The following is a 14,378-nucleotide window of genomic DNA, read 5'->3' as shown; positions in this document are numbered from 1 at the left end:
CGCCCTCGCCGCGGCCGGGGCCGCCGAGGCCCGGGACGCCGTCTGCGCGGTGAGCCTGCGCTGCGCCGGGCCGCGCGGCTGCCTGCCCCGGTCCATCGGGGCCGCGCTCCTGTGCCGTCTTGGCGGAACCTGGCCGACCTGGTGCACCGGCGTCCGCGTCGTGCCGCCCTTCACCGCCCACGCCTGGATCGAGGTCGACGGCCACCCGGTGGGCGAAGGCGTGCCGGACGACTACTTCACCCGCCTCATCGCCATCCCCCCGGAACCGCGGCAGGCCCGATGAGCGACACCACGGGCGAGCCGCGCGACCGCTCGACGTGGGGCGCCATCACCACCACGCACCGGCTCACCGCCGGCCACCGGTCCTCCGTCGCCGCCGCCACCGCCCTCACGCTGGCCGGATCGGCGCTCGGCCTCGCCCAGCCGCTCGTCGCCAAGAACGTCGTGGACACCGGGGGACGGGGCGGAGCCTTCTGGCCGCTGCTCGCCGTCCTCGCGGCGCTGTTCGTCGCGGAGGCGGTCACCGGCGCGGTGGGGCGGTTCGTCCTGGAGCGCATGGGCGAGGGCGTCGTACGGCAGTTGCGCCACGGACTGGTGGCGAGACTGCTGCGCCTGGAGATGCGCGCGTACGACGAGCACCGCGGCGGTGACCTCATCGCCCGCGTCACTGCGGACACCACCCTGCTGCGGGAAGTGGTCTCCCAGGCACTGGTCGACCTGGTGACCGGGGTCCTCGTCGCCGCCGGGGCGATCGCCCTCATGGTCTGGATCGACCCGCTGCTCCTGCTCCTGGTCGCCCTGACCGTCGCCACCGCCGCGGTGGTGGTGACCTCGCTGCTCAAGGGCATCCGGGCGGCCTCCGAGCGGATGCAGAACTCCCTCGGCGCCCTCGCCGCCGACCTGGAACGCGCCCTCGGCGCCCTGCCGATGGTGCGGGTGCACCGCGCCGAGGAGCGGGAGGCGGAGCGCATCGGCCGGCGCGTCGAGTCGGCGTACACCGCGGGGGTCCGCACGGCGAAGCTGGCCTCCGTGATGAGCCCCGCCGTCGAACTCGCCGTCCAGGGCTCCTTCCTGCTCGTCCTGGTCATCGGCGGCCTGCGCGTCGACGGGAGCGCCACCTCGCTCGGCGACCTGGTGGCCTTCCTCCTCTACGCCTCCTACCTGGTCCTTCCGCTGTCGTCCGTGTTCCGCGCGGTCGGGCTGATGCAGCGGGGCATGGGGGCCTACCAGCGGATCGAGCAGGCACTGTCGCTCCCCGCGGAGCCGACGGAGCCCGTGAAGCCGTCGGAGCGGCCCTCGTCGCCCGCGCGCCCGCGGTGGACGGCCCCCGAGGCCACCGCCGCCGCGCAGGCGCCCGACGGGACACCGGCCCTGGCCCTGCACGACGTCCACTTCGGCTACGACCCGGATCGGCCCGTGCTGCGCGGCCTCACCTTCACCGTCCCCCGGCGCGGTCAGGTCGCCCTCGTCGGGCGGTCGGGGGCGGGCAAGAGCACGGTCTTCGCGCTGGTCGCCAGGTTCTACGAACCGGACTCCGGGGTTCTGCTGTTCGACGGGCGCCCCGCGACCGGGCTGAGCCGCGCCGCCTGCCGGGCCCGCATCGCCGTCGTCGACCAGGACACGCACGTCGTCCACGGCACGCTGCGGGACAACATCGCCTACGCCGTCCCCGACGCCGCCGATGCGGACGTCCGGCGCGTCGTCGAACTCGCCCAACTGGAGGGCGTGGTCAGCCGGTTGCGCGGCGGCCTGTCCGGTGTGCTCGGCGAGCGCGGCGCCACCCTCTCGGCCGGGGAACGGCAGCGCGTGGCGCTCGCCCGCGCCCTCCTCGCCCGCCCCTCCCTGCTCCTCCTGGACGAGCCGACCTCGCACCTGGACGCCATCAACGAGAGCGCGCTCACCACGGTGATGAAGGACGTCACCCAGGAGTGCGCCGTGCTCGTCATCGCCCACCGGCTGTCCACCGTGCAGCACGCCGACCGGATCGTCGTACTCGACCACGGCCGCGCCGTGGCCTCCGGCGTCCACCGGGACCTGCTGAGCACCAGCCCCGCCTACCACGCCCTGGCCACCCACCAGATGCTCCGCCACCCCGGCACCGTACCGCCCGGGTAGGGGAGGGCGGGGTGGTCGACCCGTTCCGGGCCGGCCCTCAGTCCTCGTCCGGCCCCGACAGGGCCTGAGTGATCATGCGGGTGGCGAAGTCGTGGTCGTCGGTGAGGCGGTTGATGTGCTCGGCGAGCAGGAAGGCGGTGGCCTCCAGGGGAGTCATCTCGTCCTTGGTCCAGTCCCCGTACTGCTTGCGCCACAGGTTCGGGCTCAGGCCGGTGCCCGCGGCGACGACCAGCCCGGCCATGGTGGGGATGGCCTCGGGGCGGACGCTCTTGGGCATCATGCGCATCGTGGCCACGAGGTTGGGCACCACGTACTCGATGACGTCCCGGTCGTGGTCCTCGTAGGCCATCCGCAGCCACTTCATGAACAGGAAGATGAGGGTGCAGGTGCCGTCGAGGACGTCGTCGACCTCCCTGGGGCCCAGGGAGGCGATGAACTGGTCGACGAGGGCCTGCTGTTCGGGGTCGGCCTGGGTCCTGCCGTCGTAGACCGCCTTCAGACGGGAGTCGATCATCATGAGCGCCGCGCTCACGTCGCCGGCGGGAGCGTTCCGGGGGTCACAGGGCGATGACACAGGAAGTCCTCCTCGTGCGACCGCGGCAGGCGGCGCGGTGTGCCCGTACCGTAGACCGCCGACGGGGCATAGGTCCGGTGAATCCCGATTGTTCACCGGGGGCGCTCGCGGCACCGGGGGCGGACGGCACCGGTGGCCGGTGGCCGTTGGCCGGGGTGGTGCCGCCGCCCTCCGTCGGCCCGCGGCCCGTCCGGCCGCGGAGCGGAGCCGGGGTCAGCCGTCCCGCAGCCGGAGCACCGCGCGCCCGGACGCCGGGTCGTACCGCAGTACCACGTACCGGCCGAGCACGGCGAGGGCGACGAGGCAGGCACTCATCTCCAGGCCCTCCTCCACGAGGGTGCCCAGCATGAGCGTGGTGCTGTGGCCGTTCTCGAGCGCCCAGCCGTTGAACGCCTCGGTCAGCAGGGCCCCGCCCAGGTACACCGCCAGGGCCCCCAGCAGGCCGTTGCGCAGGTCACGCGGGAGCTTCCGCGCCCACAGCACCGCGCACAGGGTGCCCACCACCGCGAGCACCGCGCCGGGCAGCACCCAGGCGTGCGTGGGCAGCGCGACCCCGGCCCACTCCTTCCACGACTTGCCCGCCTCGCCGAGGCGTTCGTGCAACGAGGCCGTCTCGTCGACGCTGAGCAGGGCGACGGCGCCGGCGAGGCCCAGCCAGGACAGCCGCCCGGGGCGCGCGTCGCGCCCGCTGAGCAGCGCGGCGATCAGCGCCGTGCCCGCCACGGCCAGCAGCAGCGTGCTGTTCCACCATGTGGCCAGGTTCGCTTCGAGGTCGACGTTCACGAACCTGCGGACGCCGGGGATGGCGTCGTAGTGGTTGTACACGCGCGTGGCGAGGTCGGTGACGAGTAAGGCCGCGGTGGCGCCGGCGGCGAGCCGCAGGACGCGGCGGGCCGGCCGTCTCGCGAGCCCACCTCCGGCGGTACGCTGGCGAGTTCGAGTTTCGGTCATGCTCTCGGAGGCTAGCGGCTCGGCCGGAGGGCCAAGTGCCCGGGGTGGCCGGTACGGTGCGCTTCCTCCGGGGCGCGACGCGGGCACGGCCGCCGCGTCGACGCGGCCCTCGGGGCCACCCACCCCCCTCGGCCTCGACCGGGGCCGCACCCCTACCCTCGGGATCACGCGGGCCCCGCCGCGACCGTCCCGGCCGTCGGGGTCCGCTCGGCGTACCAACCGCCGTACCAACTGCCCTATCTGGAGAGTGCCGTGACCGAAGAGAACCGTCCCGCCGCCGTTCCGGGCGAGGCCGTCACGTTCATCAACGTCTTCGAGGTGCCCGCCGAGCACCTCGACGCGTTCGTCGCCCGGTGGGAGGAGCGCGCCGCGCTCATGAGCGCCAAGCCCGGCTTCATCGACTCCCGGCTGCACCGCGCCCGTTCCTCGGAGACGCGGTTCCAGGTCGTCAACGTGGCGCACTGGGAGAGCGAGGAGGCGTGGCGGGCGGCCACGGACGACCCGGAGTTCGGCGCGCGCGTCCGCGCCGCGCAGGACGACCCGGACGTGGAGATCACGTCGAGCCGGGGCCTGTACGACGTCGCCGTGGAGTTCACCGCCGTGCGGTAGCGCGACCGCGCCGCCGCGGGGCGGCGCCCCGTCGCCCGGCCGGGGCGGGATGGCGTCGCAGGGTCGCGGTCCGCGTGCCCGGCGGTCACCGGCCGCCGGGCAGCTCCCGGGCGAGGAGGGCGCGGAAGGAGCCCGGGGGCCGGCCGGTGACGCGCTGGACGGTGTCGGTGACGCGGTCCTCCGCCCCCTCGGCGACGGCCCGGTCCATGCCCGCCAGCAGGGCGGCGAACTCCGGCGGCATCCCCGTAGCCGTGAGGCGGTCGCGCGACTCCTCGTACGTCAGCCGGTGGTGCGTCACGGGCCGCCCGGTGGCCTCGGCGACGGCGGCGGCGATGTCGTCGTAGCCGAGCGCCTCCGGTCCGGTGAGGACGAGGTCGCTGTCGGGGGCCCGCTCGTCGGTCAGGGCGCGGACGGCGACGGCCGCGATGTCGTCGGCGTCGACGAAGCCAACCCGTCCGCTCCCCGCCGCGGTCCGGATGACGCCCTCGGCACGGATGCTCGCGGCGTGTATGTGCCTATGGATGAAGTTCTGCATGAACCACGACGGCCGCAGCACCGCCCACTCGTCGAACAGGCCGGGCAGGGCCTGGTGCACCTTCCCCACCGCCGGGCCGCCCTCGGGGACGGCCGAGGCACTGAGCAGCACCGCGCGGCGGACACCCGCGGCGCGAGCCCGCCGCAGGAACGGCAGCATGACCGCCGCCGGATCGGGGTCGCCGAGGGGCGGGACCAGGTAGACGCGGTCGGCTCCGGCGAGCGCGGCGGCGTGGGTGGCGGGCTCGTACCAGTCGAACCGCACCGGCTCGGCCCCGGGCACCGCCGTGGCGTGCCGGCTCGCGGCCCGGACGCGGTGGCCCTCGGCCGCCAGGCCCGCGGCGGTACGGCTGCCGGTGGTGCCGGTGGCCCCGATGACCAGGGTGGCGCCGAGGGGTGAAGTCGGCACGGGGGCGGGGGCGTTCGTCATCGGCCGCTCCCGGCGAAGTCCGTGCCGGATTCCAGGACGGCGAGCGGGTTCCAGTAGTCGCGGTACGACGTGATGCGCCCGTCCCGGACGGTCACGACGGCGATGTACGTCATGTCGTAGGGGCGGCCGGTCTCCACCAGCCGGCCGACGCCGCGCATCTCGGCCACGATGGTCCCGGGGTCCGCGGTCTCGTGGATCCGCAGGTCGGGGAAGTCGTGCAGCTCGATGTGGTCCGGGTAGGGGCGCATATAGGCGGCGACGGCGTCCCTGCCCTCCAGGCGCCTCGGCCGGCCCTCGGGGGCGAAGGGGAACTCCATGACGCCGTCCTCGGCCCACAGGGCGACCCAGCCGCTGATGTCCTTGTCCAGCAGGAGCCGCAGACCGTGGCGGTAGACGTCCGCCGCGGAAGCCGGGGAGGTCGGGGCAGCCGGGGACGTCGGAGAGGCCGGGGTGGCCGGGGGTGTCGAAGACGTCCGCGGGGCCGGGTCGGGCAGCGGTACGGACGTGGGCGCGGCGTGCGGCGTGGCCGTCCGCCCGGGCGTCGTCGTGGGTGCGGACATGGGTGTCCTCCGTCTCGTAGAATCTGGACCCGTGGTCCGCTTCGACGATACGGACCCATGGTCCGCTTTGTAAAGGGAGAGGGAGCAGCAGCATGCCCGAGCGCAAGCCCCGCAAGGACGCCGCGCGGAACCGGGAGGCCGTGCTCGCGGCCGCCGACGCCCTCTTCGCACGGGGCGGGAGTCCGGACGACGTCACCATGGCCGACGTCGCGGCGGCGGCCGGTGTCGGCAAGGGCACGCTCTTCCGGGCCTTCGGCGATCGCCCCGGGCTGCTCCGCGCGCTGTACGAGGCGCGGCTCGAACCGCTCAGGGAGGCCGTGGAGTCCGGGCCTCCGCCCTTGGGCCCCGGCACCCCGCCGGAGCAGCGGGTGCCCGCGCTGCTCGACGCCGTCCTCTGCTTCAAGCTCGACAACCGCCGCCTCGCGCTGGCCCTGGAGGAGAGCGGGACCGGCAGCCCGTACCAGGCGGAGCACTACCGGCACTGGCACGGGCTCCTTCGCGCGGTCCTGGAGCAGATCCCCGGCCTGTCCGACAGCGCGTTCACCGCCCACGCCCTGCTCGCCGCCACCCGGGCCGACCTCGTCGAGCACCTGGCCGGGCCGGAGGGCCTGCCGCGGGAGCGCCTGCGGGCGCAGTTGGCGGACTTCACCGCGAGAGTCCTGGCCTCCGGCACCCGCAAGGGCCCGCCGTCCGCCGAGGGGTGAGGGGGTCACGGGGGCTGCGAGGGCTGGGACCGGTGACGGAAGGGCTTCGGGCGGAAGGGCTTCGGGTGGCGGGGCTTCGGGCGGCGGGGCCGAGGCGGGAACCGCTGTGCCCGGGCCCTGCCCGATGGTTCACTGTCCTCCCGCGGTGTCGCCGGTGCGCTCTGGAGGGCAGTGTGTGGATCACGCTTGTCGCGACCCTGTGCGGTACGGCCGCCGGTGTCGCCTCGACGCTCGTCGCCGACAAGGTGCGGTGGAAGCGCGACCGGGCCCACCAGCAGCGGGACAGGCAGGTGGAGATCTGCGTGGAGTTCCTCAGGGCGCTGATGCGTGCCTACGAAGGGCTCTACGACATCGCCAGCCGCGAGGACCGCGGCGCCGACAGGAACTACGGCGCCGTCCGGGACCTCGTGGCCGAGGCGGGCACGGCGGATTCCCGGCAGCTCCTGCTGGTCACCACGCCGTCGCACGTCACGACGGCGTGCGAGCACGCGTTCTCCGTGCTGAGGGACCTCAGGGACGCCGTGGGCGGGGGCCTGACCGTGGACACGAGCGCCTACCAGGAGCTCGACCGCGCCTTCCGGGACGCGCTGCACGACGTCCGCGTCGAGGTCCGGCGCAGCCAGGGCCTCGCCGACGCGGAGGCCCTACGCCGCCCCCGGGTCCCGCCCTACCAGATGATCCCCGTCCCGGCTGCCGACGGTTCGCCCTCCGCGCCCGCCCGGCCCCGGGCGGCCGGCACGTGACGCCGGACTCCGGGGCCAACGGGCCCTGGGTACCGCCGGGTTCGGCCCTCCGTCGGGTGGGTGCCGTCAGGTGAACAGGTCCGCGCGCTCCCACGGGCTCGGCCCGGTGCCCTGCCGCCACGCGAGCAGATCCTCCCCGTTCACGCACACGATCCCGCACTGCCGCGCGTACTCCAGGGCGGGGAGCGTGAAGTCGCTCGTGGTGACGAGTGCGGCTATGTCGGCCTCGTGGACGGTGAAGCACGTACCGCCGAAGCGCTGGAGGTCCTGCGAGCCGACCTTGTTGCCCTCCGCGTAGCGCTTGCACTGGACGACGAGGCGCCGGCCGTCGGAGGTGACCGCGAGGACGTCTGCGCCCAAGTCGCACGCGCCGCCGACCACTTCCACCTCCTGGCAGTGGTCGCGGGCGCAGAGGTCGGCTATGGCCTGCTCGAAGTCGTCCGGATCGAGGGCGGCGTAGTCGACCGGCGGGTCGAGGGTGGCGGTCGCCTCCTCCCCGGTCGCCACCACCGTCCCCTCGGTGACCCGCACCGTGCAGGCGCCGGGGCCCTCCTCCGCCAGGACCTGGACCGCCGGGGGAGCGGCCGCGTACGCCTCGCCGGACGCGTCCCTGCGTACGGTGGGCGGTACCGCGGGCGCCGCCCCGCCCGCCGCCGGTACGTCGTCGAGCTCGCCGGAGGCTTCCTCGGCCGCTTCCTCCAGCGCCTCGGCGGCGCGGCGCGCGTACCGGGCGGCGGAGAAGCGGCGCCACCTCGTCCGGCTGAGCCGCGCGGCCGCGACGCCGACCACGAGGAGGGTGCAGGCCCACAGCGGACGGTTCTCGACCACGCGCGCCGCTGTCCGGAACACGAACGCCAGCAGGCACAGGACGAGCGCCAGCAGGACGAAGAACAGGGCGGTCGAGCGCAGGTCGAAGCGCCGCGCACGATCCACGCGCCGCACTGGACGTGAGGGTGCGGTCATGTCACTCCCCTCTCGGACGGCGAAGATCAAATGATCGGTCGTCTCCGTCTGCCCCGGTTCGGGGTGCGTCAAAAACCCGCGGTGGCCACGCCCTTCACGCCTGGCGGCGGTGCCGCCGGACCATCTGTCTGCTGAAACGAACGTTCTACTCAGCGGGAGTTGGTGTACAGGCGCGCTTCCCGGCCCCGCGAATTCGAGGGGCGGGCCCCCGCGCGCGGGGCAAGGGGTGAGGGCCGCGTCTCCGACTGCCGTGGGGGAGCGATCGGGTCCGGGCGGCCCTCGCCACCAGCTTGCCCGGCGGGCCCGGCTCCATCCACGGCTCCACCCCTGCGGGTGACAGCTTCCCCCCGCAGGGGAGAAGCACCGCGTTTCGGGGCATATGGGCGGGTCATCGTCGCCCCGGCGTCCCACTGCCGCGACCGGGCGCCCGTGCGGGTATGGGACCGGGGCTGCGCGGGCAGACGGGGCGGCATGAAGATCCTCCTGGTTCTGGTGCTCATCGCCATCGTGCTCATGGTCGTGTACACGCGCTCACGGAAGGGACGGTGACGGGAGCAGAAGGTTCGGCGGGCCCTGCGGGGCGGACGGGCCGGTGCCTCCCGCCCGTCCGCCCGCGTGCTCACGCCACCCGTGCCGCCGTGCCGCCCGGTCCGGCCGTCCGGTCCGGCAGGTCCGGCGTGGTCGCCGCGGCGGCGGTGAGGTCGTGCCGCAGACGGTCGGCCGGCAGGCCCCGGGCGCACAGGCCGCGCACGGTGGCCGCCAGGGCGGGCGGGCCGCTGACGAAGACCGGGCCGGACGGCGGCCACCCCGCGTGCCGGGACACCGCCTCGGCCGGCGCGTCGCCCTCGGCGGCCGCGCCGAGCACGGTGACCACCCGCAACCACGGGGCACGGGCCTCCCACGCGGCCACCGCGTCCAGGTCGTACAGCTCCTCGCGGGTGCGCGCGGCGAGGAACAGGTGCGCGACGCGGCCCGGCACGCGGCGCCGCGCCAGGTCCTGGAGCAGCGCCCTGGCCCCGGCCCAGCCGGTGCCGCTCGCGACGACCACTGCGTCGTGGTCGCGGTCGCCCTCCTGGAGGGTCATGGCTCCTTGGGCGGGGCCGAGGCGCAGCGGGTCCCCGACGCGTGTGCGCGTCACCAGGGCGTCGCTCACCCCGCCCGGACCGGTGCGGTGGACGTGGAACTCCAGCTCGCCGTCCGCACGGGGCGCGCACGCCACGCTGAACGGCCGCCAGGCGCGCGCGAGCAGGGGCGACTGGAGCAGCGCGTACTGACCCGCGCGGTACGGGTACGGCTCGGCGGGGGCGACCCGGAGCACGGCCAGGTCGGGGCCGCGCTCCTCCCGGCCGGTCACGGTGACGTCCCAGAAGGGGCGCTCGGCGAGCGCCGCCTCCGCGCCCCGCACCATGGCCGTGACCGCCCGCCGCAGCATCCGCCGCCACGCCTGTTCGGTGTCCTCGCGCCACCAGGTGCCCGCGCGCCGGCGCAACGCCTCCACGAGCGCCGTCTCGAACACGTCGTAGTGCACCGGTCGTACGCCGAGCTTGCGGTGGTCCCGGCCGAGCCGGGTGCAGAACGCGGCCACCTCGTCCGGCCGGTCCAGCCGGTCGATGAGGAAGCGGAAGGCCCGCTCCAGATGGGCCTGTTGGAAGGCCATGGACTCGGGGAAGAGCCCGCGCAGATAGGGGTGCCGCTCGAACAGGGCCGCGTACAGGTCGGCGATCAGCTCGGGGAAGGGCGTCACGAGCGCCAGGGACTCGGTGATCAGCCGCTGGTCGTCGGCCCCGTCGCGGCCGGGGGCGGTGCGAGGCGGCCGGGCGTCGACGGAGCCCAGGACATCACGGTCACGGCTGTCACGGGTGTCATGGACCTCATGGGTGTGATGGATGTCCGGGGCGTCAGGGACGTCAGGGGCGTCCGGCGTCAGCAGTCTCCGCCGGAGCCGCTTGGCTTCCTGGCGCGCGAGCAGGACGCGGTACTCCTCGTACGCGTCGGTGGGGTCGGTCATCACAACGGGATCTCCTGCGTAGGGGGCGGGGTGCGCGCGTCCGGCCCGGGTGTCGCACCGCGCCCCGCCTGCTGAACGGCCCCGTCCATGAGGTCGTTCGGCCCGGCGCGCACCGGGCGGACACCCGCTGTGGCCTGCGGGGACTCAGGCCGGAGGGTCCTCGTGCGTCAGGCGCGCGCGGGCACGTCGGCGCACCCTGCGTCCGTGGGCGAACGCGACGGCGAGAAACAGGCCGAGGACCGCGGCGGAGACGATCGCCGCCCGCGGCCAGTCCGCGCCGCCCCCGGGCCCGGCGGCGACCTTGAGGCCCGCGGTGGTGACGGCGGCGATCAGGCCGGTGCCGACCAGGACGGCCACCACGTGCCGCGAGTCGCCCGTGCCGGCGGGCGGCGGTGTGCCGGGACGCAACTGCGCCCAGTGGTACGCGGCCTCCCGTTGCTCGCGCCGACGCCGGACGTGGGCACGGACCCGCAGGGCGACGGTGACGGCGGCCCCCGCGACGACCGCGGCGCAGGGCAGCCACCAGGCCTCGGCCACCAGGAGCAGCACGGCGGCCGAGGCGATCGTGGTCCATCCGCTCAGGCAGGCCGCCGCGGCCGTACGCCGGGAGGCCGGCCGGTCGGCCGCCGCGCGCAAGTCGGCGAGGGCCGGCAGGTACCAGACGCAGCCTGAGGCGGTGACCACGGCGGCGCCGACGGCGAGGACGGTGTGGGACACGGGCCTACCTCGCCGTCCCGGCCCCGGCGCCCTCCGGCTCCGCGGCCCTGTCCAGGGCGGCGATCTCCGGGTGGTGCAGGTCGAAGGCCGGGGACTCGGAGCGGATCAGCGGGAGCCGGACGAAGTTGTGCCGCGGGGGCGGGCAGGAGGTCGCCCACTCCAGGGAGCGGCCGTAGCCCCAGGGGTCGTCGGCGCTGACGGGCTCGCCGTCCTTGGCGGTCTTCCAGACGTTGTAGAAGAACGGCAGGAGCGACAGGCCGAGGAGGAACGACCCCATCGTGGACAGGGTGTTGAGGGCGGTGAAGCCGTCGGCCGCGAGGTAGTCGGCGTAGCGGCGGGGCATGCCCTCGGCACCGAGCCAGTGCTGGACGAGGAACGTGAGGTGGAAACCGGCCGTGAGCGTCCAGAACGTGACCTTCCCGAGGCGTTCGTCGAGCATCTTGCCGGTGAACTTCGGCCACCAGAAGTGGAACCCGGCGAACATCGCGTACACCACCGTGCCGAAGACCGTGTAGTGGAAGTGCGCCACCACGAAGTAGGAGTCGGAGAGGTGGAAGTCCATCGGCGGCGAGGCGAGGATGACGCCGGTCAGGCCGCCGAAGACGAAGGTGACGAGGAAGCCGGTCGCCCACAGCATCGGCGTTTCGAAGGACAGCGAGCCCTTCCACATGGTGCCGATCCAGTTGAAGAACTTCACCCCGGTCGGCACCGCGATGAGGAACGTCATGAAGGAGAAGAAGGGCAGCAGCACACCGCCGGTGGTGTACATGTGGTGCGCCCACACGGTCACGGACAGACCGGCGATGGCGATGGTCGCGCCGACCAGGCCCATGTAGCCGAACATCGGCTTGCGGGAGAAGACCGGGATGACCTCGCTGACGATCCCGAAGAACGGCAGCGCCAGGATGTACACCTCGGGGTGGCCGAAGAACCAGAACAGGTGCTGCCACAGCAGCGCCCCGCCGTTGGCCGGGTCGAAGACGTGGCTGCCGAACGCGCGGTCGCACTCCAGGGCGAACAGGGCCGCCGCCAGGACGGGGAAGACGATCAGGACGAGCAGCGCGGTCAGCAGCACGTTCCAGGTGAAGATCGGCATGCGGAACATGGTCATGCCGGGGGCGCGCATGCAGATGATGGTGGTGATGAAGTTGACCGCGCCCAGGATCGAGCCGAACCCGGACAGCGCCACACCCATGATCCACAGGTCGGCGCCGACGCCCGGCGAATGCACCGCGTCGGACAGCGGGGCGTACAGGAACCAGCCGAAGTCGGCGGCCCCGCCGGGGGTGAGGAAACCGGCGGCGGCGATCAGCGAGCCGAACAGGAACAGCCAGTACGCCAGCATGTTCAGGCGCGGGAAGGCCACGTCCGGTGAGCCGATCTGGAGCGGCATGACCCAGTTCGCGAAGCCGGTGAACAGCGGCATGGCGAACATCAGCAGCATGATCGAGCCGTGCATCGTGAACGCCTGGTTGAACTGCTCGTTCGACATGATCTGCGTGCCGGGCCGGGCCAGTTCGGCCCGCATGAACAGCGCCATCACACCGCCGACGATGAAGAACACGAACGCGGTGACCAGGTACAGCGTCCCGATCCTCTTGTGGTCGGTGGTGGTCAGCCACTCCGTCCACGAGGGCCGCCCCGCCCCGCCCGCGGCCCCGCCTCCCGGCGTCCCGGCCCGCACCTGCTGTATCTGCGCCTCGTCCACCGGACGGCGTCCTTCCTTCGTCGCTCACGTCGTCGACGGGCCGGGAAGCGCCGCGCCTGAGGGAGTGAGCGCGGCACTTCCCGGCCGCCACCACAAGATCACCGCAGGGGCACCGGTGCGGGCCAGGGCCGAACAGTCCCCGATCCCGCCGCCGGACAGGGCCCAACGGCCCTCCGTCCGCGCGGCCCTGACCGGCGGGACGCGACGGGGGGGAACAGGCGCGCACCGGGCGGCGTGCGGCCGCGCCGCGCTCCGGTGACGTGGCCGTTTCGCCACGGATGCCCGGTGCGGCGGGGCAAGGAGTCGCGGGAAGGCACTGGCGTGAGCCGCGTGGCCCGATACTGTGCTGGACATGGCGAACAGTAAGACGACCGACCGTGACCTGCCCGGATACGCTCTGCTGGTTGCCGCCGAGCCGCCCGTACGCCATCCGCTCGCGGTGACCGCGCAGTTGCCGCCGCTGGCCGCGCTCCCGCCCGCGCGGCTCGTCGGCGCCGCGCACGCCAGTGCCGTGCAACTGGCCAACCCCGACGACCCGCAGACGGTCCTGACGTGCCTGCGCACCGCGGCCGCCGCCGAGGGGCACCTGCTCGTCTTCGCCGCCGGGCACCTCGTCGTCGACCCGCGCCAGCACCAGCTCCACCTCGCCCTGGCGCGCACCACCGCCCGTACCGTGCGCTACACCGCGCTGCCGTGGCACTGGCTCGCCGCCGAGCTGCGGCACAGGCCACCGGGCACCACGACCGTGGTGGCCGACCTGGCCGCCGACCCCGAGGTCTGGCAGGCCCTCGTCCGCCGCGAGCGGTCCCTGGAAGGCCCGTACGCCCTGTACGGCGCCGTGCAGGTCCTCGACCGCCAGCACCACCCCGAACCCGCCTACACCCGCGCCCTCGCCCACATCCTGCGCGGCACCCCGGTCACGCCCCCCGCGGACGTCCTCCACCTCGAGACCGCGCGCGCCGCCGCACCGGACGTCGACGAGGCCGCCACCCTGTGGCTCGGCGGCTTCCTCCCGCCGGTCACCGCCCCGGCGCACCCCGTCGACGTGCCGGGGCCCGGGAGCACACCGCCCGTGCCGTACGCGTCGGTCGTCCCGCACGCGGTGGCCGTACCGACCGCACCGGGCGCGCCGACCGCCCCTGTCGCACCTGTCGCCCCTGTCGCACCGGCTCCATCGCCCGCACCGGGCACACCGCCCTCATCCGCCCCACAGAGCACACCGACCACACCGGCCACACCGACCACCCCCGTCGCGGCCTCCGCGCCGCTCGCGATGGTCGCCGAGGACGCGCACCGCGCCATCAGCGAGGCGAGCCGGGCCGGGCGGCACGCCGAGGCGGCGGCCATCGCCGCCGCGTGCGAGCAGAGCGCGCTGCGCAGCCACGGCGCCACCTCGCCCGAGGTGGCCCACTGGATCGAGGTACGGGCCTTCCTCGCCTTCACCGAGGGCGCCCCCGACCGCGCCTGCGAGCTGTGGATGCGTGGTGCCGGCACCCGCCTCGCGGCAGGCAGGGCCGTGACAGGGTCCGACGTCGTCGAGGCCGTCGACCGCGCCCACCACGCCTGGCACCGCGTCACCGACCCCGGCCGGATCCGCGAGCTGGGCACCGAACTCCTCGGCCTGCGCACCCGCGTCCCCGGCAGGAACGGCGCCCGGGAGGACGTGCGGCAGCGGCTGGCGAGGCTGACCGAACCCCTCAGTCACTGAGCCGATCCCGCACCGGGGCGCCCTCGCGGTTCCGCGCGGCGGTGACCTCGCCGC

The 14,378-nt window shown here is 74.5% G+C and carries 14 protein-coding genes; 6 read left to right on the top strand and 8 right to left on the bottom strand.

Annotated elements, in window-relative coordinates:
* Both IE330_RS07280 and IE330_RS07275 read left to right on the top strand, forming a co-directional pair.
* Positions 1-283: lasso peptide biosynthesis B2 protein (locus IE330_RS07280; protein WP_190135033.1), on the top strand; the 283-nt coding region annotated here is incomplete at its 5' end.
* A complete protein-coding gene (locus tag IE330_RS07275) occupies positions 280-2,115 on the top strand; it encodes an ABC transporter ATP-binding protein (protein WP_190135032.1) in 1,836 nt (611 codons plus the stop codon). The genes IE330_RS07280 and IE330_RS07275, both read left to right, overlap by 4 nt.
* A 37-nt stretch (positions 2,116-2,152) precedes the next feature.
* Here the strand turns inward: IE330_RS07275 and IE330_RS07270 are convergent, their stop codons facing one another.
* Entirely contained in the window at positions 2,153-2,689 is a 537-nt protein-coding gene (locus IE330_RS07270) for a hypothetical protein (RefSeq protein WP_190135031.1), read from the bottom strand.
* Positions 2,690-2,902: 213 nt separating this feature from the next.
* Positions 2,903-3,640, bottom strand: coding sequence for a DUF8692 domain-containing protein (locus IE330_RS07265; protein WP_190135030.1), 738 nt, complete (start codon positions 3,638-3,640; stop codon positions 2,903-2,905).
* A 252-nt stretch (positions 3,641-3,892) separates the two neighbouring features.
* Between IE330_RS07265 and IE330_RS07260 the strand changes: the two genes are divergently transcribed.
* Positions 3,893-4,249: an antibiotic biosynthesis monooxygenase family protein gene (locus IE330_RS07260; protein ID WP_190135029.1), complete on the top strand. Its 357-nt coding sequence runs from the start codon at positions 3,893-3,895 to the stop codon at positions 4,247-4,249.
* Positions 4,250-4,334: 85 nt separating this feature from the next.
* Here IE330_RS07260 and IE330_RS07255 read toward each other — a convergent pair whose 3' ends face one another.
* Positions 4,335-5,213 (bottom strand): NAD(P)H-binding protein, encoded by an 879-nt coding sequence (locus tag IE330_RS07255; protein WP_190135028.1) that lies wholly within the window; start codon positions 5,211-5,213, stop codon positions 4,335-4,337.
* Positions 5,210-5,773, bottom strand: a complete 564-nt coding sequence (locus tag IE330_RS07250; protein WP_190135027.1) for a nuclear transport factor 2 family protein — start codon at positions 5,771-5,773, stop codon at positions 5,210-5,212. The genes IE330_RS07255 and IE330_RS07250 overlap by 4 nt, the downstream gene beginning before the upstream one ends.
* 92 nt (positions 5,774-5,865) lie before the next feature.
* On the opposite strand from IE330_RS07250, the gene IE330_RS07245 reads away from it, so the two are divergent.
* Together IE330_RS07245 and IE330_RS07240 are read left to right on the top strand one after the other, a co-directional pair.
* Complete coding sequence (locus IE330_RS07245) at positions 5,866-6,477, top strand: TetR/AcrR family transcriptional regulator (RefSeq protein WP_190135026.1); 612 nt, start codon at positions 5,866-5,868, stop codon at positions 6,475-6,477.
* 173 nt (positions 6,478-6,650) lie between these two features.
* The gene (locus IE330_RS07240) at positions 6,651-7,220 is read left to right on the top strand and encodes a hypothetical protein (RefSeq protein ID WP_190135025.1); all 570 of its coding nucleotides are present in this window, start codon (positions 6,651-6,653) and stop codon (positions 7,218-7,220) included.
* A 66-nt stretch (positions 7,221-7,286) separates the two neighbouring features.
* Here the strand turns inward: IE330_RS07240 and IE330_RS07235 are convergent, their stop codons facing one another.
* From IE330_RS07235 to ctaD, 4 genes are all read right to left on the bottom strand, one after another.
* The gene (locus tag IE330_RS07235; RefSeq protein WP_190135024.1) at positions 7,287-8,183 is read right to left on the bottom strand and encodes a restriction endonuclease; all 897 of its coding nucleotides are present in this window, start codon (positions 8,181-8,183) and stop codon (positions 7,287-7,289) included.
* 619 nt (positions 8,184-8,802) lie between these two features.
* The gene (locus IE330_RS07230; RefSeq protein WP_190135023.1) at positions 8,803-10,191 is read right to left on the bottom strand and encodes a globin domain-containing protein; all 1,389 of its coding nucleotides are present in this window, start codon (positions 10,189-10,191) and stop codon (positions 8,803-8,805) included.
* Positions 10,192-10,335: 144 nt separating this feature from the next.
* A complete protein-coding gene (locus IE330_RS07225; RefSeq protein WP_190135022.1) occupies positions 10,336-10,908 on the bottom strand; it encodes a hypothetical protein in 573 nt (190 codons plus the stop codon).
* Between the two features lie 4 nt (positions 10,909-10,912).
* Positions 10,913-12,616: an aa3-type cytochrome oxidase subunit I gene (ctaD, locus tag IE330_RS07220; protein ID WP_373314587.1), complete on the bottom strand. Its 1,704-nt coding sequence runs from the start codon at positions 12,614-12,616 to the stop codon at positions 10,913-10,915.
* 352 nt (positions 12,617-12,968) lie between these two features.
* Here ctaD and IE330_RS07215 point away from each other — a divergent pair, with 352 nt between their 5' ends.
* Positions 12,969-14,324, top strand: coding sequence for a hypothetical protein (locus IE330_RS07215; protein WP_190135021.1), 1,356 nt, complete (start codon positions 12,969-12,971; stop codon positions 14,322-14,324).
* Positions 14,325-14,378: the final 54 nt, after the last annotated feature.

The sequence above is a fragment of the Streptomyces longispororuber genome (assembly GCF_014656095.1).
In the GTDB taxonomy this organism is placed as follows: Bacteria; Actinomycetota; Actinomycetes; order Streptomycetales; family Streptomycetaceae; genus Streptomyces; species Streptomyces longispororuber.
Note: the sequence above shows the minus strand (reverse complement) of the source record. Positions and strands in the feature narration are given on the sequence as shown.